Origin of the sequence: Variovorax sp. HJSM1_2 (assembly GCF_049316285.1) — a bacterium.
Classification (GTDB): domain Bacteria; phylum Pseudomonadota; class Gammaproteobacteria; order Burkholderiales; family Burkholderiaceae_C; genus Rhodoferax_B.
This window is the reverse complement of record NZ_JBMOXA010000011.1, coordinates 1-17,247: the sequence shown is the minus strand read 5'-3', so window position 1 is coordinate 17,247 and position 17,247 is coordinate 1. Positions and strand designations below refer to the sequence as shown.

Annotated in this window: 16 protein-coding genes; 3 read left to right on the top strand and 13 right to left on the bottom strand. The window is 61.1% G+C overall.

The features are described 5' to 3' along the window. Positions 1-1,500 (bottom strand): ATPase domain-containing protein, encoded by a 1,500-nt coding sequence (locus ACFQ95_RS13885; RefSeq protein WP_422831858.1) that lies wholly within the window; start codon positions 1,498-1,500, stop codon positions 1-3. Then, on the bottom strand, positions 1,497-1,895 hold the full coding sequence (locus ACFQ95_RS13880; protein ID WP_422831856.1) for a hypothetical protein: 399 nt from the start codon (positions 1,893-1,895) through the stop codon (positions 1,497-1,499). The genes ACFQ95_RS13885 and ACFQ95_RS13880 overlap by 4 nt, the downstream gene beginning before the upstream one ends. 569 nt (positions 1,896-2,464) lie before the next feature. On the opposite strand from ACFQ95_RS13880, the gene gph reads away from it, so the two are divergent. Beyond that, complete coding sequence (gph, locus tag ACFQ95_RS13875; RefSeq protein ID WP_422831854.1) at positions 2,465-3,199, top strand: phosphoglycolate phosphatase; 735 nt, start codon at positions 2,465-2,467, stop codon at positions 3,197-3,199. 258 nt (positions 3,200-3,457) lie between these two features. Here gph and ACFQ95_RS13870 read toward each other — a convergent pair whose 3' ends face one another. The 11 genes from ACFQ95_RS13870 to ACFQ95_RS13820 all read right to left on the bottom strand — a co-directional run bounded on the left by ACFQ95_RS13870 (position 3,458) and on the right by ACFQ95_RS13820 (position 15,056). Beyond that, positions 3,458-3,880, bottom strand: a complete 423-nt coding sequence (locus ACFQ95_RS13870; protein WP_422831853.1) for a VOC family protein — start codon at positions 3,878-3,880, stop codon at positions 3,458-3,460. A gap of 173 nt (positions 3,881-4,053) precedes the next feature. Then, positions 4,054-4,818, bottom strand: coding sequence for an enoyl-CoA hydratase (locus tag ACFQ95_RS13865; RefSeq protein ID WP_422831852.1), 765 nt, complete (start codon positions 4,816-4,818; stop codon positions 4,054-4,056). Positions 4,819-4,878: 60 nt separating this feature from the next. Then, positions 4,879-5,727: an acyl-CoA thioesterase gene (locus tag ACFQ95_RS13860; protein ID WP_422831850.1), complete on the bottom strand. Its 849-nt coding sequence runs from the start codon at positions 5,725-5,727 to the stop codon at positions 4,879-4,881. Positions 5,728-5,744: 17 nt separating this feature from the next. After that, positions 5,745-6,953, bottom strand: a complete 1,209-nt coding sequence (locus ACFQ95_RS13855) for an acetyl-CoA C-acyltransferase (protein ID WP_422831848.1) — start codon at positions 6,951-6,953, stop codon at positions 5,745-5,747. A gap of 9 nt (positions 6,954-6,962) precedes the next feature. After that, positions 6,963-9,362, bottom strand: coding sequence for a 3-hydroxyacyl-CoA dehydrogenase/enoyl-CoA hydratase family protein (locus ACFQ95_RS13850; protein WP_422831846.1), 2,400 nt, complete (start codon positions 9,360-9,362; stop codon positions 6,963-6,965). A 21-nt stretch (positions 9,363-9,383) separates the two neighbouring features. Further along, a complete protein-coding gene (locus ACFQ95_RS13845) occupies positions 9,384-9,824 on the bottom strand; it encodes a DUF2147 domain-containing protein (RefSeq protein ID WP_422831844.1) in 441 nt (146 codons plus the stop codon). A gap of 70 nt (positions 9,825-9,894) precedes the next feature. Then, on the bottom strand, positions 9,895-11,691 hold the full coding sequence (locus ACFQ95_RS13840; protein ID WP_422831842.1) for an acyl-CoA dehydrogenase C-terminal domain-containing protein: 1,797 nt from the start codon (positions 11,689-11,691) through the stop codon (positions 9,895-9,897). Between the two features lie 49 nt (positions 11,692-11,740). Then, complete coding sequence (locus ACFQ95_RS13835; protein ID WP_422831841.1) at positions 11,741-12,442, bottom strand: TetR/AcrR family transcriptional regulator; 702 nt, start codon at positions 12,440-12,442, stop codon at positions 11,741-11,743. A 217-nt stretch (positions 12,443-12,659) separates the two neighbouring features. Further along, positions 12,660-13,523: a fumarylacetoacetate hydrolase family protein gene (locus ACFQ95_RS13830; RefSeq protein ID WP_422831840.1), complete on the bottom strand. Its 864-nt coding sequence runs from the start codon at positions 13,521-13,523 to the stop codon at positions 12,660-12,662. Positions 13,524-13,578: 55 nt separating this feature from the next. Further along, positions 13,579-14,325: an SDR family NAD(P)-dependent oxidoreductase gene (locus tag ACFQ95_RS13825; protein WP_422831838.1), complete on the bottom strand. Its 747-nt coding sequence runs from the start codon at positions 14,323-14,325 to the stop codon at positions 13,579-13,581. Beyond that, positions 14,322-15,056, bottom strand: coding sequence for an SDR family oxidoreductase (locus ACFQ95_RS13820; protein ID WP_422831836.1), 735 nt, complete (start codon positions 15,054-15,056; stop codon positions 14,322-14,324). The genes ACFQ95_RS13825 and ACFQ95_RS13820 overlap by 4 nt, the downstream gene beginning before the upstream one ends. Before the next feature lie 163 nt (positions 15,057-15,219). Here ACFQ95_RS13820 and ACFQ95_RS13815 point away from each other — a divergent pair, with 163 nt between their 5' ends. Together ACFQ95_RS13815 and ACFQ95_RS13810 are read left to right on the top strand one after the other, a co-directional pair. Beyond that, positions 15,220-15,963 (top strand): FadR/GntR family transcriptional regulator, encoded by a 744-nt coding sequence (locus ACFQ95_RS13815; protein ID WP_422831835.1) that lies wholly within the window; start codon positions 15,220-15,222, stop codon positions 15,961-15,963. A 103-nt stretch (positions 15,964-16,066) separates the two neighbouring features. Beyond that, positions 16,067-17,247 (top strand): UxaA family hydrolase (locus ACFQ95_RS13810; RefSeq protein ID WP_422831833.1); only part of this gene is annotated, 1,181 nt, incomplete at its 3' end.

Sequence of the window (17,247 nt, the reverse complement as noted above, 5' to 3'; positions counted from 1 at the left end):
TTAGAGCATTCGAGCTTCATTCGCCGGTTGAGACTCAGAATGTTTTTTTGGTAGGCAAAGTGTGGGCCGCCCGCCAAGTAGCCCCTCTCTTTCTCCAAGTGTTTCGCCTAGCTGAATGCCATTGCCATTGACGCTGAACAAGCGCAGTTCGTCGGAATGCGCACTGCCCCGAACTTTCACCACTGCCATCATCCGCCGCAACCGACTGTCGAGTTCAATATAGCGCTGCACAATGATGACGTCAGTCAGGAAGGCTGTGCCGTAGGGGCTGAAACGTAGGTCGTTGTACCGGTCTTCGAGTTCGCAGGTCATCATCACCGTAACGCCCGTGCTCGCGAGCCCTGTGACCAATCGCATCAAAGATTCGCGGAAGTCCTCTCGAAACGTCGGCGCCAACGCCAATTCGAAGCCGGAGAGGGAGTCAATGACCACCCGCGTAGCCTTCAGGCGCTGGATTTCTTGCACCAACTGCAACAAGATTTCGTCTATGGATAAATCCTGTGCCCGACTGTCGACGAGCCCTAGCGAACCGGCGGCAATCAAGTCGGCCAAAACCGGGTTACGTGACCCGCTGGGTTGTTGCTCGAATGCGGCGATTACGCCGGTTTCGCCCCGCCGCGCACCTTCGGCCAAGAAGGCCGTGGCGAGTATGCTTTTGCCGGAACCCGATGGGCCCGAAACCAGTACGGAGTAGCCGCGTGGCAAACCGCCACCCAGCATCAGATCAAGGTCTGGAACACCAATGGACAAGCGTTCACTGCCCAAACCCTCCGCCGATGGTTCTGGTCGGGCAAGGCGTTGAAGCATGGGCGCGAAGACCTGGATGCCGGACTGATCGATGCGAAAAGTATGCAAGCCAGGCAAGGTTGGTTGCCCGCGCATCTTCAGAATCTCCATCTTGCGCACCATGGAATTGCGCTGCACGCTCTGGCGTACCCAGATCAGGCCATCCGACACCGTGAATACGGGGTTGGCGTCCGTTTCGTTGAAATACTCGCCGATCAAGAAGGTGGTGGCCTGCCAACTGGTCATCAGCATGCCGAGCTGTTGAATGAAGCGCTGAAGTTCGCCGCTGTGTTTTCCTTGCGCCTGGCTAGCAAGCACCACGGAGCGGAACGAGTCGACAAACACGAGTGCTGGATTCTTCGCCTGAACCTCATGCGTGATTTTTTCTAGGACTGCGTCCAAATCGCCCAGCGCAGTTGAGTCGGACAAGTTAATGAAACGAATCGACTGGTTGACTTTGTCGTTATCGAAAAAAGCGAACTGTTGTTGGTAGCGCAGCATCTTCAACGGTGGCTCGCCGAGTACCGTGAAATACAGCGCAGTGCGTTCGGGAGAGGCCAACGCGAACATCATCTGGTGCGCGAGAGTCGTCTTGCCGCAGCCTGGGGGGCCAGCCAGCAAATTGAATGAGAACTCAGGAAGACCTCCCCCGAGCACTTCATCCAAGCCAGGTACGCCTGTGGCAAGACGGTTGATGGTCACTTTGGAGGTCATTTAGATTTTTCCTGCGCGGGCGAGCCGCTGAAAAGAGGAGACCACACGCTGCCGAGCAATCTTTGGGTCAAGGACTTGCCGATCAAACTGTCCAACAGCTCGTGAAAGGTTTCGATAGATACATCAGTGGCGGCGGCCGCAGTGTCTGCCGTTTGCTGCATGAGCACTTGGCGTAACGCGATAAAAGTCACTGGTTCTATCGTTTCCTGCGCGTCAAGCAGGCACGGATGGCTGCGCCCAGCAACATGCAGCGTGCGCCGGTAGAGCGCAGCTACTCCACGTTGGCCCAGCAACGGAGTGAGAGCCTCCACGATGGTTTGCCAACGGGCCACCGCGGCATTGGCGACGAAATCGACGTCGCCATTAGCCCGATCACTGGAGTCAACGGAGCGCATAGGCAGGCCTTTCTTTTAATGGCCTGATGAAGGGTCTCGGGCTGTGGCTAATGTCGAAGCGGTCGATGCCGCTCCATTAAGGCCTAAGTGTCGGTTAGCGTTTGCCGCCTAAATTACCTTAGTCATCGAGCAGCATACAGTAAGCACGGACTGCGGTATGTACGGCAACGCACATATAAATAGGTAGCCGTTACCAACACGCCCGACCACACTTTGGCGGCAGCGTCCGATCGAACCGCCTAATAGCAAGGAACGCGCCTTGCCATGTGGTGCCCCGGGAGCGCGGTATCTAGCCTGCCAAAACATCCTGCTAGTGCTGACGCTGCCGCTCGCCCAATCATTTGGGCACCAAAAGATGCCCAGACTGGGAGTCTTAGCAGTCATTCGCAACTTTCCTGCGTATGGCCGCAATCAGCCTGAAGCAGCCCACCAGCGTGTGCTCAGTCCCTCTTGATGGCGAACTAGCCGGCGAGAAAGCCGCCTAGCAGAGCCATCCCGCGCCCTAGTTCAACTAGGGCGAACCAGATCGAGTAAATTTGTTCAGAACTATTTTCTCTATGCGACCTTGAATGAACCAAGAAAATTCAGAACTCTATTCTTCCGTTCAGAACTTTATTACGTTGAACCAAGACCACATCCGCGCCGCCATCGTTGACCTCGACGGCACCATGGTGAACACCTTAGGCGACTTCAGCGCCGCGCTCAACGGCATGTTGCAGGAACTGCAGTTGCCCGGTATTGCCGCCCAGGCAATTGAAAACATGGTGGGCAAAGGTTCTGAGCATTTGATTCTCTCGGTATTGCAAAAGGTGCTGACAGAAACCGGTGAAGCGGATGTGCAGGCCGCCTGCAAACACTTTTATCCCGCCGCCTGGGCACACTACCAGACACATTACCTCGCCATCAACGGCCAGTTTGCCGACGTCTACCCCGGCGTGGTGGAGGGCCTGCGCGCCATGCAGGACAGGGGCTGGGCCCTGGCCTGCCTGACCAACAAGCCGACCTCATTTGCGCGTCCGCTGCTGGAACGCAAAGGCCTGAACGTTTTCTTTCGTCATGTGTTTGGCGGCGACGCGTTCGAACGCAAAAAACCCGATCCGCTACCGCTGCTCAAGACCTGCGAAGCCCTGGGCCACTTGCCCGCCCAGACCCTCATGGTGGGCGACTCCAGCAACGACGCCCAAGCCGCACGCGCGGCTGGCTGCCCGGTTGTGCTGGTGACCTATGGCTACAACCACGGTGAGCCTATAGAGGCGGTAGACGCCGATGGCTTCGTACCGTCGCTGGCGCAGTTGCTGCTGTAAGCGCCAGGCCTACGCCGGCACACGCTGTGGGCTGACTGGTTGCTTTAGCCGCCGCCCACATGGCGGCCAGTGGCGGCTGCTTAAGCTACCTCCATACAAAACCTTACAAACTTAACCGTATTGGAGGCTCTATGGAATGGATGGAATTGGTCGTTGTGGCTACCTTCGGTAGCTTGGTCCTGGTCATGCTGGGCAATGCACTGCACGAGTTACTGGATAACGACAGCCTCTAGGAACGGGTTTACGTTCCGCGTGGGTTCAAGCCTGGGGCGACGATGCCGGGTTGGCGCTGGGATCCATGTAGGCCAGCTCCCAGATGTGGCCGTCCAGATCTTCAAAGCCGTGCGAGTACATGAAGCCATAGTCTTGCGGCTGGCGTGGCACGGTGGCACCGGCGGTACGGGCCTTGACCACCAACTCATCTACCTCCGCACGGCTGTCGCATGAAATGCAGACCAACACCTCGGTGCTTTTCTTGGCATCGGCTATGGGTTTGTCGATGAAGGTTTTGAAAAAGTCTTCGACCAGCAACATCACGTAGTTGTGATTTTCACTGAGCACCAGGCATGCGCCTTGGTCGTTGGTGAACTGCGGGTTGAATGCAAAACCCAAGGCGGTGAAAAACGCCTTGGAGCGCGCCATGTTTTGAACGGGCAGGTTGACGAAGATCTGACGGCTCATGGGTTGTCTCCAGTATGGTCGTTGGACTCGCAGAATAAACCAGGCCGCCAACACAAACTGTAACCATCGTGCGCACCATGGAAACACCGCAAAACCGCACAAAATCCTGCTGGCATTGTGCCCTGCAAGGGCGCTGCGCAACGCCCCTCAGTGAAAACAGCGGGCAGCCGGTTCTAGACTTTTGAAAAGTCCGGACGGCGTTTTTCCATGAAGGCGCCAAAAGCCTCACGCGCCGCAGGCTCACGCAACATGCGGCCAAAACTCAGCAGCTCTTCATTGATCTTGGCCGTGACTTGCGCCGCGGTGCCGCTCTTCATCAGACGCTTGGTTTCCACCAGCGCACTCAGCGGCTTGGCCGCCAGTTTGCGGGCCTGCGTTTGGGCGATGCCGTTGGCTTCGGTCGGTGGCACCACGCGGTTCACCAGGCCCACTTCCAGGGCGGCTTCGGCCATAAAAGGCTCACCCAACAGCAGCGCTTCACATGCGCGGTGGTAGCCCATCATCTGCGGCACCAGCAGGCTGGAACCCGCTTCCGGGCACAGGCCCAGGTTGACAAAAGGCATGGAGAACGCCGCGTTGTCACCCGCATAAACCAGATCGCAATGGAACAGCAGCGTGGTGCCAATGCCCACAGCCGGGCCGCAGACCGACGCCAGCACCGGCTTGGCAAAGCTGGACAAAGCGTACAGGAAGCGGATCACCGGCGCGTTTTCACCGGAAGGTGGGTTGTTCAGGAAGTCGGCAATGTCGTTGCCGGCACTGAAGATGGTTTCATGGCCCTGGAACACCACCACACGCACGGCAGCGTCGGCGCTGGCGGCGTCGAGTGCATCGGCCAGCGCGCTGTACATCGCGGCGGTGATGGAGTTCTTTTTGTCGAGCCGGTTGAAGGTGATGGTGGTCACACCGCCGTCGGTGTGGGTGAGGATGTCGCTCATGGTGGAGTCTCCAGGGGATTCAAGTGTTGGGATCGCGTTCACTCAAGCTTCGGCCAAAGCCTATGCCTTGTAGTAGACGATTTGGTGCGAGGTGGCGAGCAATGTACCCGCCGGGTTCCACAACTGTACCGCCTGGTCGAAGAAGCCATTGCGAAAACCTTGGCCGCGCGCCTGGCCCAGCAAAAAGCTGTCGCCGGTGGCGGCCAATTGTGCGGCGCTGGCGTGGAAGTAGGTGGTGATGGACACCGTGCCTGCGGGCACCATGATGGCGCGGCGCAGCCACACACGCGGGTAGAACACATCGGCGAACGCGGCCAGCGACGCGAAGTCTAGCGGGCGCGGTGGCACGTCACGCACCCACAGACGCGACAGGCTGGCCTGCTCGGGTGGCAAGGGGTTTTCAGCGCCGTCCCACGCAGTCGGCACAGCACCGGCCACCGGGCGCATCTCGTAGCGGAGCAGCCATTCCAGCGGCATTGGGCCTTTGATCGCTTCAACCTCTTGGGCGTGGGGCACCTCGGGCATGGGGCTGTCGCTGCCGCCCCAGGTCTCGCGACGCACGGCGGTCACCGCCGTGGCCGTGGTCAGGACCTGCGGCACACCATCGGCGTCGGGCTGGGTCATCTCCACCGTCCAGTGTTGCGTGGAGCGGTTGGTTTTGGCCGCACGCGCGGTCACGGTGTAGGCGCCCTGCCCCAGGGCAGCAGCAAAGTTCACCGTGAGCGCAATCGGCTCACCCAGACAGTCTGGGTGTTGCAACACCGCCTGCAGCATCACCGCTGCGGTGGCGCCGCCAAACGGCCCCACCATGTTCCAGTAACGCGGGCTTGCGGTACCGGTGCTCACACCGTCGGCGGCAGCGCCAACGGGGGTGAGTTGCAGGGCCTGGTCGAAGTCGTGCATGGCCATGGTCTAAATCAAAAGATTTAAACGCGCTCGAAGATACCAGCTGCGCCTTGGCCCATACCCACACACATGGTGACCATGCCGTAGCGCAGTTTCTTGCGCTGCAAGGCATGCACCACCGTGGCGGCACGGATGGCGCCGGTGGCGCCCAGCGGATGGCCCAAGGCAATGGCGCCGCCCATGGGGTTGACCTTGGCGGGGTCGAGACCCAGCGTGTTCATCACCGCCAGCGACTGCGCGGCAAAGGCTTCGTTGAGTTCGAACCAGTCGATGTCATCGGCCTTGAGGCCGGCGTAACGCAGCGCGGCGGGAATGGCTTCGATCGGACCAATGCCCATGATGTGCGGCGGCACGCCCTTGGCGGCATAGCTCACAAAACGCGCTAGCGGTGTCAGACCAAAACGCTTCACCGCCGATTCGCTGGCCAGGATCAGCGCACCCGCGCCGTCCGAGGTCTGCGAGCTGTTGCCCGCCGTGACCGAGCCGCGAGCGGCAAACACCGTGCGCAGCTTGGCCAGGCCTTCCACCGTGGTGTCGGGGCGTGCACCTTCGTCCAGGCTCACCACACGTTGGCGAATGCTGACTTCGGCGGTGTCGAGGTTGACCGAGCGTTCGTCCACCGTCACGGGCGTGATCTCATTGGTGAACTCGCCAGCCTTTTGCGCCGCCAGGGCACGCATGTGCGACTGGTAGGCAAAAGCGTCCTGTGCGTCACGGCTGACCTTCCACTGCTGCGCCACCTTCTCGGCCGTCAGACCCATGCCATAGGCGATGCCGTAGCTCTCGATATCGTCAGGGTTGCTGAAGATGGTGGGCGACAGGCTGGGCGAGTTGCCCATCATAGGCACCATGCTCATGCTCTCGGTGCCGGCGGCAATCATCACATCGGCTTCGCCCACGCGGATGCGGTCGGCCGCCATTTGCACGGCCGACAGGCCAGACGCGCAGAAACGGTTGACGGTGATGCCGCCCACCGACTTGGGCAGGCCCGCCAGCACCGCGCCAATGCGCGCCACATTCAGGCCTTGTGCACCTTCAGGAATGGCGCAGCCGCAGATCACGTCTTCGATGGTGGCCGGGTCCAGGCCCGGCACTTGTGCCAGCGCCGAGCGCAGCACGGTGGCCAACAGATCGTCGGGCCGCGTGTTGCGGAAAAAGCCTTTGTGCGAGCGGCCGATCGGCGTGCGCGTGGCGGCAACGATGTAGGCTTCTTGAATTTGTTTGCTCATGGTGATTCCTTAATTCCGTACCGGCTTGCCCGTGCTCAACATACCCAAGATGCGCTCTTGCGTCTTGGGGTTGACGATCAGCGAGCAGAACGCTTGGCGCTCCAGCGTCATCAAATACTCTTCGGTGACCAGGGTGTTGGCATCCACGTCACCGCCGGTGACCACACCTGCGATCAGGCTGGCGATGTGGAAGTCGTGTGCGCTGATGAAGCCACCGTCGCGCATGTTGACCAACTGGCCCTGGATCGTGGCCTTGGCCGAACGCCCCGCCACCGGGAACATACGGCGCTGGGGCGCACGGTAGCCGCTGTTAAACATGGCCTTGGCTTCGGCCAGCGCCACGTAGAGCAACTCGTCCTTGTTCGGCACGATGATGTCGCTATCGAGCACATAACCGAGCTGGCGGCTTTCCAGCGCGCTGGTGCCGACCTTGGCCATGGCGGCGGCAGTGAAACCTTCGGTCAGGCACTTCAAGATGTCTTTGTCGGTAGAGAGCGCGGTGTTCTCGGCCGCACGGCGGGCGATGTAGGTCAAACCACCGGCGCCTGGCACCAGGCCCACGCCCACTTCCACCAGGCCGATATAACTTTCCATCGCCACCACACGGCGTGCCGAATGGATGGCCAGCTCACAGCCGCCGCCCAGCGCCAGGCCACGGATGGCCGACACCACAGGCACGCTGGCGTAGCGCAGGCGCAGCATGGTTTGCTGCAGGTGGTGCTCGGCGTCTTCAATGGCGCTCACACCCACGGCCATGAAGGCGGGCATCATGGCTTGCAGGTCGGCACCGGCGCTGAACGGATCGTCGCCCGACCAGACCACCAAACCTTGGTAACTTTGCTCGGCCAAGTCCACGGCACGTTGCAGGCCTTCGGCCACTTCGGGGCTGATGGCGTGCATCTTGGTTTTGATGCTGGCAATCAGCACCTCGCCATCCAGACTCCACAGCCGGATACCGGCGTCTTCGTGCACCGTGGTGCCTGCCTTGGAGAACGGCACGGCTTGGCTGCCCAACACGGTTTCGGGGAACAGCTGACGGCCATGCACCGGCAACACACGACGCGCTTCAAACTTGCCAGACGTGGGGTTCCACGAACCTTCAGGCGTGTGCACACCACCGGCCTCGGCTACCGGGCCCTTGAGCACCCAGTCCGGCAGCGGCGCATTCGACAGCGTCTTGCCAGCGGCGATGTCTTCCTGAATCCACTGCGCCACTTGCAGCCAACCGGCTTCCTGCCAAAGCTCGAACGGGCCTTGCTGCATGCCGAAACCCCAGCGCATGGCGAAGTCGACATCGCGTGCGGTGTCGGCAATCGAAGCCAGGTGCACGGCAGCGTAATGGAAGCTGTTGCGCAGCACCGCCCACAGGAACTGGCCTTGCGGGCCTTCGCTCTCGCGCAGCAGCTTCAGGCGTTCACCCGCAGGCTTCTTCAGCATGCGGCCATACACCTCGTCGGCCTTCTGGCCACCGGGCACGTATTCCTTGCTTTCCAATTCGAAGCGCAGCACATCACGGCCGACCTTCTTGTAGAAACCGGCCTTGGCCTTCTGGCCCAGGTTGCCCATTTCCAGCAGCGTCTTCAGCACGGCGGGCGTGCCAAAGCTGGCGTAGAACGGATCGGTTTGTTCGGTCAGGTTGTCTTGCAGCGTCTTGATGACGTGGGCCATGGTGTCCAGGCCCACCACGTCGGCGGTGCGGAAGGTGCCCGAGCTGGCACGGCCCAGCTTCTTGCCGGTGAGATCGTCGACCACGTCGTAGGTCAGGCCGAAGTTTTCCACCTCTTTCATCGTGGCCAGCATGCCGGCAATGCCGACGCGGTTGGCGATGAAGTTGGGCGTGTCCTTGGCGCGTACCACGCCCTTGCCCAGGCCGCTGGTCACAAAGGTTTCCAGGTCGTCGAGGATGGACAGTTGTGTGGTGGGGGTTGGGATCAACTCCACCAGGTACATGTAGCGCGGCGGATTGAAGAAGTGAATGCCGCAGAAGCGCGGCTTGATTGCATCGGGCAGGGCCTCGCTGAGCTTGGTGATCGACAGACCCGAAGTGTTGGACGCGACGATGGCGTGTTTGGCCACAAACGGCGCGATCTTTTGGTACAGGTCGAGCTTCCAGTCCATGCGCTCGGCAATCGCTTCGATCACCAGATCGCAGTCCTTCAGCAGATCGAGGTTCTCTTCGTAATTGGCGGCCTGGATCAGGCTGGCATCAGACGCCACACCCAGCGGTGCGGGCTTGAGCTTCTTGAGGTTGTCGATGGCGCGCGTGACGATGCCGTTCTTTGGGCCTTCTTTGGCCGGCAGGTCGAACAGCACCACAGGCACTTTGACGTTGACCAGGTGCGCAGCAATCTGCGCGCCCATCACGCCTGCGCCGAGGACGGCGACTTTTTTCACTTGGAATCTGGACATGGTGTGAATCTCTTGAATGGTTTACTGAACGCGGGTCCAGGTTTGCGTACGCCAGAAGGGGCCGAGATAGCCGCGCACTTCGAGCTTGTTGCCGCCTTCAATGGGCGTGAAGCTCGCGCGGTATTCCTTGCCGTTTTCGGGGTCGAGGATCTTGCCGTTTTCCCAAACATCCTTGCCTTCGGCCTTCTTGCCGCCGCGAATGATGTCGAGGCCCACCACGGGCTTGCCCTTGCGCTCGTCGGTGCACTCGTCGCACTTGGCGTCGGGCTTAGCATCCTTGCGCAGGGTTTTCTCGATGCGGCCTTCAAGTGCACCGGCCTTGTCGGAGATGCGGATCTCGGCCTTGGACTCGCCGGTCTTGTCATCGACGCTGCGCCACAAGCCTACGGGGCTCATTTGCGCGGCGGCGAAGCCAGAGGTGGCCATCAACAGCAGGGCGATGAAAGATTTTGGAATGCGCATGTTGTCTCTCTCTTCTGTGGAAGTACGCGGACCATGCCCGGGTTAACTTAGCAACCCGGGCGCCAGGACATCAGGCCAAAGCGGCGTCGGTGTCCATCAACACCTTGCTGCCCGCACGAGCGGTGCGCATCAGCGAAGCGGTTTCCGGGAACAGCTTGGCGAAGTAGAAACGTGCGGTCTGCAGCTTGCCGACATAGAACGGGTCGGTGTTACCGGCCGCGATTTCGCGCAGCGCCACTTGCGCCATACGCGCCCACAGGTAGGCAAACACCAGGTGACCGGCGACGCGCAGGTAGTCGACGGCAGCAGCACCCACTTCATCGGGGTTCTGGAAGCCCTTGAAACCGATCTCGGTGGTGAACTTGGTCATCTGGTCACCCAGGTAGGCCAGCGGGCTGATGAACTCGGCCATCTTCTCGTTCACGCCTTCTTCCATCACCAAGGCGCCCACCAGCTTGCCAAACTTCTTCAGCGTGGCGCCGTTGTTGCCCAGCACCTTGCGGCCCAACAGGTCGAGCGATTGAATGGTGTTGGTGCCTTCGTAGATCATGTTGATGCGGTTGTCGCGCACAAACTGCTCCATGCCCCACTCTTTGACAAAGCCGTGGCCGCCGAACACCTGCATGCAATGGTTGGTGGCGATATGGCCGTTGTCGGTGATGAAGGCTTTGACGATGGGGGTCAGCAGCGCCACCAGTTCAGCCGATTCCTTGCGCACCTTTTCGTCCGGATGCTGACGCTCTTTGTCGAGCAGCAACGTGCAGAAGATTTGCAGCGCGCGGCCACCTTCGGCGTAGGCCTTGGCGGTGAGCAGCATCTTGCGCACATCGGGGTGCACGATGATGGGGTCAGCGTCCTTGTCCTTGGCCTTCACGCCAGAGAGGCTGCGCATCTGGATACGGTCCTTGGCATAAGCCAACGCGTTCTGGTAGGCCACTTCGGTCAAGCCCAGCGACTGGTTGCCCACGCCCAGACGAGCGGCGTTCATCATCACAAACATCGCGGCCAGGCCCTTGTTGGGCTCGCCCACCAGCGTGCCGATGGCGCCGTCAATGACGATTTGTGCCGTGGCGTTGCCGTGTATGCCCATCTTGTGTTCCAGGCCACCGCAGTAGATAGGGTTGCGTTCACCCAGCGAGCCGTCGGCCTTGACGTGGAACTTTGGCACCACAAACAGGCTGATGCCTTTGCTGCCCTTGGGTGCATCGGGCAGGCGCGCCAGCACCAGGTGCACGATGTTGCTGGTCATCTCGTGTTCGCCGGCCGAGATGAAGATCTTGTTGCCGGTGATCTTGTAGCTGCCGTCGGCCTGTGGTTCGGCCTTGGTGCGCAGCATGCCGAGGTCGGTGCCGCAATGGGGTTCGGTCAGGCACATGGTGCCGGTCCATTCGCCGCTGGTCAGCTTGGGCAGGTACAGCTTCTTTTGCTCTGGCGTGCCGTGGGCATGCAGGGCTTCGTAGGCGCCGTGGCTCAGGCCGGGGTACATGGTCCAGGCCTGGTTGGCGCTGTTGAGCATTTCGTACAGGCACTGGTTCATCACCGATGGCAGGCCTTGGCCACCGTATTCCGGGTCGCAGCTCAGCGCCGCCCAGCCGCCTTCCACGTACTGCGCGTAGGCTTCCTTAAAACCTTTGGGCACGGTCACCGTGTGGGTGGTTTTGTCCAGCGTGCAGCCCTCTTCATCGCCGCTGATATTCAGCGGAAACGTCACCTCGGAGGCGAACTTGCCGGCCTCTTCCAGCACCGCATTGATGGTGTCTGCGTCCACTTCAGCAAACGCCGGAATGGCCTTGAATTCATCGGCAACATTAAACACTTCATGCATGACGAATTGCATGTCGCGCAGCGGTGGGTTGTAGGTCGGCATGGTGTTGGCTCCTTGGGGATGGGTTTGAATAGAGAAATGGCTTGGCGGCTCAGGCGCCAGTCTTGCCGGTTGATTTAGCGGAAACTTTGCGCGCCGTCTTGGGCACGACGGCAACATCGGGTGCAGGCACGGCACAACGCGCCAGGATGTTGTCGAAGCCGGTCATGGCGCGTTGCAGCGAGCCCTCCTTGCGCAGGAAGCGTGCTTCGTAATGGAGCACCAGAATCAGGCCGTGGATCTCGAACAGCATTTGTGATTCATCGAGGTCGGCCTTCAGCTCGCCCTCTTCTTTGGCCTGGGTGATGGCGCGCTTCATCGCGCTGTGCCAGGTCATCACCGACTCGGCCAGCGCGTCGCGCACGATGCCGGGGCGGTCGTCAAACTCCACTGCGCCGCTGATGTAGATACAGCCCGAGTCGATTTCGACCGAGGTACGTTTCATCCAGTTGGCAAACATGGCGCGCACACGCGCCAGGCCACGGGTGGACTTCAACGCGGGGTAGAACACTTCGTCTTCAAAACGCGTGTGGTACTCGCGCACCACCGAAATCTGCAGCTCTTCACGCGAGCCGAAATGGGCAAACACACCCGACTTGCTCATCTGCATCAGCTCGGCCAATGCACCGATGCTCAGCCCCTCCAGCCCTATCTGCGCCGCCAGGCCCAGGGCGGCATCAACGATGGCGGCCTTGGTTTGCTGCCCCTTTTGCAGGCTTTTAGACGGTTTCGCACGAAGCGCGGTGGCAGACATTGCATTTCAGAAAATAAAACGAACGATCGTTCTATTTTGCAGGATTTTTTGACATTCGCACAAGTTTTTAATCTGCTCGCTGTCACCTGTGCGGGGGCCTACCCCGAAATCACGGGTAAACCCTGATGGCGCCGCCACAAAACAAAACAGCGGCGTCTCGCGAGAGATCGCCGCTGCTTAGGGTTGCCGGTGGCAAAACCGGCGGGTTCGGCTCAGCTTAGAGCTTGAACGGCACCACGGTTTGGCGTTGGTCACCCAGGCCTTCGATGCCCAGGGTGATGACGTCGCCCTTCTTCAGGTACACGGGCGCAGGCTTGCCGTCCTTCTTGGCACCCATGCCCACACCTGGAGGCGTGCCGGTGGTGATCACATCGCCGGGTTCCAGCGTCATGAACTGGCTGACGTAGCTGATGATCTTGGCCACGCTGAAAATCATGGTCTTGGTGCTGCCGGTTTGCTTGCGCTCGCCGTTCACGTCCAGCCACATGTCGAGCTTTTGCGGATTCGGCACTTCATCACGTGTCACCAGCCAGGGGCCGATGGGCCCGAAGGTGTCGCAACCCTTGCCCTTGTCCCAGGTGCCGCCGCGCTCGATCTGGAATTCACGCTCGCTCACGTCGTCGATGGTGCAGTAGCCGGCCACATAGTCTAGGGCCGACTTTTGCGACACGTGGCGTGCTTGTTTGCCGATGACCACGCCGAGTTCCACTTCCCAGTCGGTCTTGACCGAGCCCTTGGGCAGCATCACGTCGTCGTTCGGGCCTTGCACGCAGCTATTGGCCTTCATGAACACCACCGGCTCCTTGGGGATGGGCAGGTTGGATTCGGCAGCGTGGTCGGCGTAGTTCAGGCCAATGGCGATGAACTTGCCGACGCGGGCCACGGGGCAGCCGATACGCGGCTTGCCACGCACCAGGGGCAACTTGTCGGTCTTGATCTTGCGGATTTTGGCCAATGCAGCATCGCTGAGTTGGTCGGGCGTGAAGTCTTTGATCACACCGCTCAGGTCACGCAGCTTGCCATCGGCATCTACCAGGCCCGGCTTTTCTTTGCCAGGGTTGCCATAACGCACGAGTTTCATCCAGGGTCCTTTCAGTTGGGATGTTTGATTAGAGCACTAAGCCCGTTGCTCAAATTTAGTAAGTGGAACGTCCACCCGACAAGTCGAATACCGCGCCGGTGGAGAACGAACAATCTTCGCTGCACAGCCACGTCACCATGGCCGCCACTTCTTCAGGTGTGCCAAAACGCCCCATGGGGATTTTCGACAGCATGAAGGCAATGTGCTCGGGCGACATCTGGTCGAAGATAGGCGTCTTCACGGCGGCGGGCGTCACACAGTTCACACGTATGCCGGTGTCGGCCAGCTCTTTGCCCAGCGACTTGGTCAGCGCCATCACGCCAGCCTTGCTGGCGCTGTAGGCGCTGGCGTTGGGGTTGCCATCTTTGCCGGCCACCGAGGCAATGTTGACGATGCGGCCGTAGTTGCGCGTGCGCATGTGCGGCACCAGTTCGCGGCAGCAGAAAAACAAGCCGTTGAGGTTGACCTGCTGCACCTGCATCCATTGCTCGGGCGGGTAGTCCCACAGCTTGACATTGGGGCCGGTGATGCCGGCAGAGTTGACCAAAATGTCGATCGCCGGGTTCAGCGCCAGCGTATCGCGCACGGCATCGACCACACTGGTGTGGCGCGACACGTCTACCGCCACGGTCGTGACACCCTGGCCCAGTTGTTCCTTGGCCGTGGCAAGCGATTGCTCGTTCATGTCCCACAGCGTGACCGTGCCGCCCGAGGCCAGCATGCGCTGCGCAATGGCATAACCCAGACCCACGGCACCGCCGGTGATGACCGCGTGGCGGCCCTTCAGGTCGAGCTGGTTCATATGGTCATGCCACCGTCGATGGAGAACACCTGGCCGGTGGCAAACACCGACTCGTCGCTCGCCAGGTAAACCACGATGGGCACGATCTCGTGCGCCTGCGCCAGGCGACCCATGGGCTGGCGTGCCACAAAGGCCTTGCGCGCGGCTTCGGGGTCGGCGTTGGCGTTGATGCGGTCGTGCAGCGAAGGGGTGTCTACCGTGCCGGGGGCGATGGCGTTGCAGCGAATGCCCTGCGCCACAAAGTCAGCCGCCACACATTTGGTCATGCCAATCACCGCCGCCTTGGTGGTGCCGTAAACAAAGCGGTTGGGCAGACCCTTGATGCTGCTGCATACGCTGGCCATGTTGATGATGCTGCCGCCGCCACTCTTCAGCATGCGTGGCAACGCCGCCTGGATGGCCCATACCTGGGCGCGCACATTGAGGTTGAAGGCAAAGTCCAGGTCGGCATCGGTGGACTCGAGCGCCGAGCCGTTGTGCACCACGCCCGCGCAGTTGAACAACACATCGATGGCCGGCATGCTGTCGATGACTTTGCCTATGGCGGCTTTGTCCAGCACGTCAAGTGGCAGCGCCTTGACGTTGGCCACACCTTCATACGACGCCAGCAGCTTGGCGTTCACATCGGTGGCCCAGACAGTGGCGCCCTCTGCCGCCAAGGCCAACACCGCGGCCTGGCCAATACCTTGCCCAGCCGCCGTCACCAATGCCGTTTTACCTTTGAGCCTCATTGCATCTCCATGGGGTTGTGCGGCCAGTGGGAGTTGGCGCGCGAAGGGTTTCAGGGTTTTGCCCAATATGTGGCCAAAACTAACTATGGGAATATTAATTGGCCTTACCACTTGGCCAATTAAGGCCTAACCCTAAGCCGCCCATCACTGGATCTGTTTTTCTATGCCCCTGCACAGTCTCGAACCCCAACGCCTGTACCGGCAGATTGCCGGGCAACTACAAGCGCTGATCGAGTCGGGAGAGTTCCCGGTGGGCGCGCGCCTGCCCGCCGAACGCGAACTGGCCGTGCAGTTGGGCGTGAGCCGCCCTTCGGTGCGCGAGGCGCTGATTGCGCTGGAAGTGGAAGGCTGGGTGGAAGTGCGCACCGGCTCGGGCGTTTATGTGCTGGCCCGCCAGGCCGATACACGCAAGCAAGCCGTGCCCTCTTCCGAATGGGGGCCGCTGGAATTGATCCGTGCACGCCGCGTGGTCGAAGGCGAGATTGCCGCCATCGCCGCCGTACAAGCCCGCCCTGCGGACCTGACCGCCATGGCGCAAGCCATTGCCGCGATGCAGCGCGACACCGACAAGGGCGTCTTGCCCATGGCCGGCGACCGCGCCTTTCATCTGGCCATTGTGCAGGCCTGCGGCAATGCGGTGTTGACCGAAACCGTGCTGCAGTTCTGGGACTCGCGCCGTGGCCCGCTGTTTGAGCGGCTCGGCGGCTACTTTGAAACCGTGGCCTCGTGGCGCGCGGCGATTGGCGAGCACCAAGAGATTTACGCGGCCATCGTGGCGCGCGACGCCGACCGCGCGCGCCGCGCCATGCAAGAACACATGGATCAATCACACCAACGCTTCAGCGCCAGTTGGTCCGAGGCGCAAGCCACGCCACCCAAAACCCGAGAAACCGCCGAACAGCGCTAGCCCGAGCACAGCCCACCGATCTCCAGCCTGCCGCCATTGGTATTGCTGTTGCCCAGAATATTCCTCTCACACCCACAAGTCACCACAAGAAACGAGACACACGATGACGCCCTTTATCCGACTCCACCCCGCCGATGACGTGGTCATCGCCCGCGCCCAATTGGTGGGCGGCACCACCATAGAAGACTTCACCGTGCGCGGCCTGATCCCCGCCGGGCACAAGGTGGCCAGCCGCGCGCTGGAAGCCGGCGCTCCGGTTCGCCGCTACAACCAGATCATCGGTTTTGCCTCGCGCCCCATTGCGCAGGGCGAACATGTGCACACGCAAAACCTGAACATGGGGCCGGACAAAGGCGACTTCTCGCGCGACTACGCCTTTGGCGCAGACGTCAAGCCCAACCCCACGCCGCAGAAGGCGACCTTCATGGGCATCAAGCGCCCCGATGGTCGCGTGGCCACGCGCAACTACGTTGGCATTCTCTCCAGCGTGAACTGCTCGGCCACCGCCGCACGCGCCATTGCGGCGCACTTCTCACGCCAGACCAACCCATCGGCCCTGGCCGACTTCCCCAACATCGACGGCGTGGTGGCACTGACGCACGGCACCGGCTGCGGCATGGACAGCGAAGGCCTGGGCATGCAGTTGCTGGAGCGCACCCTCACCGGCTACGCCACACATGCCAACTTTGGCGGCGTGGTGGCGATTGGCCTGGGCTGCGAAGCCGCACAGATCAGCGCCTGGCTGGCCCACGCATCGCTGCGCGAGGGTGAAAACTTCCGTGTCTTCAACATCCAGGATACGGGCGGCACACAAAAGACGGTGAAAAAAGGCATTGAGCTGATCACGGAAATGTTGCCACGCGTCAACAAGGTGAAGCGCGAGCCGTGCGACGCCTCACACATCACCATAGGCCTGCAATGCGGCGGCTCGGACGGTTACTCTGGCATCAGCGCCAACCCGGCGCTGGGCGCGGCGGTGGACATTTTGGTGGCCCACGGCGGCACCGCCATCCTGAGTGAAACCCCCGAGGTGTATGGCGCCGAGCACCTTCTCACGCGCCGTGCCGTGCGCCCCGAGATTGCCGACAAGCTGGTGGGCCGCATCAAGTGGTGGGAGCACTACACCGAGATCAACGGCGGCGAAATGAACAACAACCCCTCGCCCGGCAACAAGGCCGGTGGCTTGACCACCATTCTGGAAAAGTCGCTAGGCGCCGTGGCCAAGGGCGGCACCTGCAACCTCGAAGGTGTGTACGAATATGCCGAGCCGGTGACGGCGCACGG

Bases quoted from the DNA above. Each gene is read 5' to 3' on its own strand.
- ACFQ95_RS13845 (WP_422831844.1), bottom strand. From the start codon at position 9,824: ATGCGCATTCCAAAATCTTTCATCGCCCTGCTGTTGATGGCCACCTCT.
- ACFQ95_RS13870 (WP_422831853.1), bottom strand. From the start codon at position 3,880: ATGAGCCGTCAGATCTTCGTCAACCTGCCCGTTCAAAACATGGCGCGC.
- gph (WP_422831854.1), top strand. From the start codon at position 2,465: ATGAACCAAGAAAATTCAGAACTCTATTCTTCCGTTCAGAACTTTATT.
- ACFQ95_RS13880 (WP_422831856.1), bottom strand. From the start codon at position 1,895: ATGCGCTCCGTTGACTCCAGTGATCGGGCTAATGGCGACGTCGATTTC.
- ACFQ95_RS13865 (WP_422831852.1), bottom strand. From the start codon at position 4,818: ATGAGCGACATCCTCACCCACACCGACGGCGGTGTGACCACCATCACC.
- ACFQ95_RS13840 (WP_422831842.1), bottom strand. From the start codon at position 11,691: ATGCCGACCTACAACCCACCGCTGCGCGACATGCAATTCGTCATGCAT.
- ACFQ95_RS13855 (WP_422831848.1), bottom strand. From the start codon at position 6,953: ATGAGCAAACAAATTCAAGAAGCCTACATCGTTGCCGCCACGCGCACG.
- ACFQ95_RS13815 (WP_422831835.1), top strand. From the start codon at position 15,220: ATGCCCCTGCACAGTCTCGAACCCCAACGCCTGTACCGGCAGATTGCC.
- ACFQ95_RS13885 (WP_422831858.1), bottom strand. From the start codon at position 1,500: ATGACCTCCAAAGTGACCATCAACCGTCTTGCCACAGGCGTACCTGGC.
- ACFQ95_RS13835 (WP_422831841.1), bottom strand. From the start codon at position 12,442: ATGTCTGCCACCGCGCTTCGTGCGAAACCGTCTAAAAGCCTGCAAAAG.
- ACFQ95_RS13850 (WP_422831846.1), bottom strand. From the start codon at position 9,362: ATGTCCAGATTCCAAGTGAAAAAAGTCGCCGTCCTCGGCGCAGGCGTG.
- ACFQ95_RS13825 (WP_422831838.1), bottom strand. From the start codon at position 14,325: ATGAACCAGCTCGACCTGAAGGGCCGCCACGCGGTCATCACCGGCGGT.
- ACFQ95_RS13830 (WP_422831840.1), bottom strand. From the start codon at position 13,523: ATGAAACTCGTGCGTTATGGCAACCCTGGCAAAGAAAAGCCGGGCCTG.
- ACFQ95_RS13820 (WP_422831836.1), bottom strand. From the start codon at position 15,056: ATGAGGCTCAAAGGTAAAACGGCATTGGTGACGGCGGCTGGGCAAGGT.
- ACFQ95_RS13860 (WP_422831850.1), bottom strand. From the start codon at position 5,727: ATGGCCATGCACGACTTCGACCAGGCCCTGCAACTCACCCCCGTTGGC.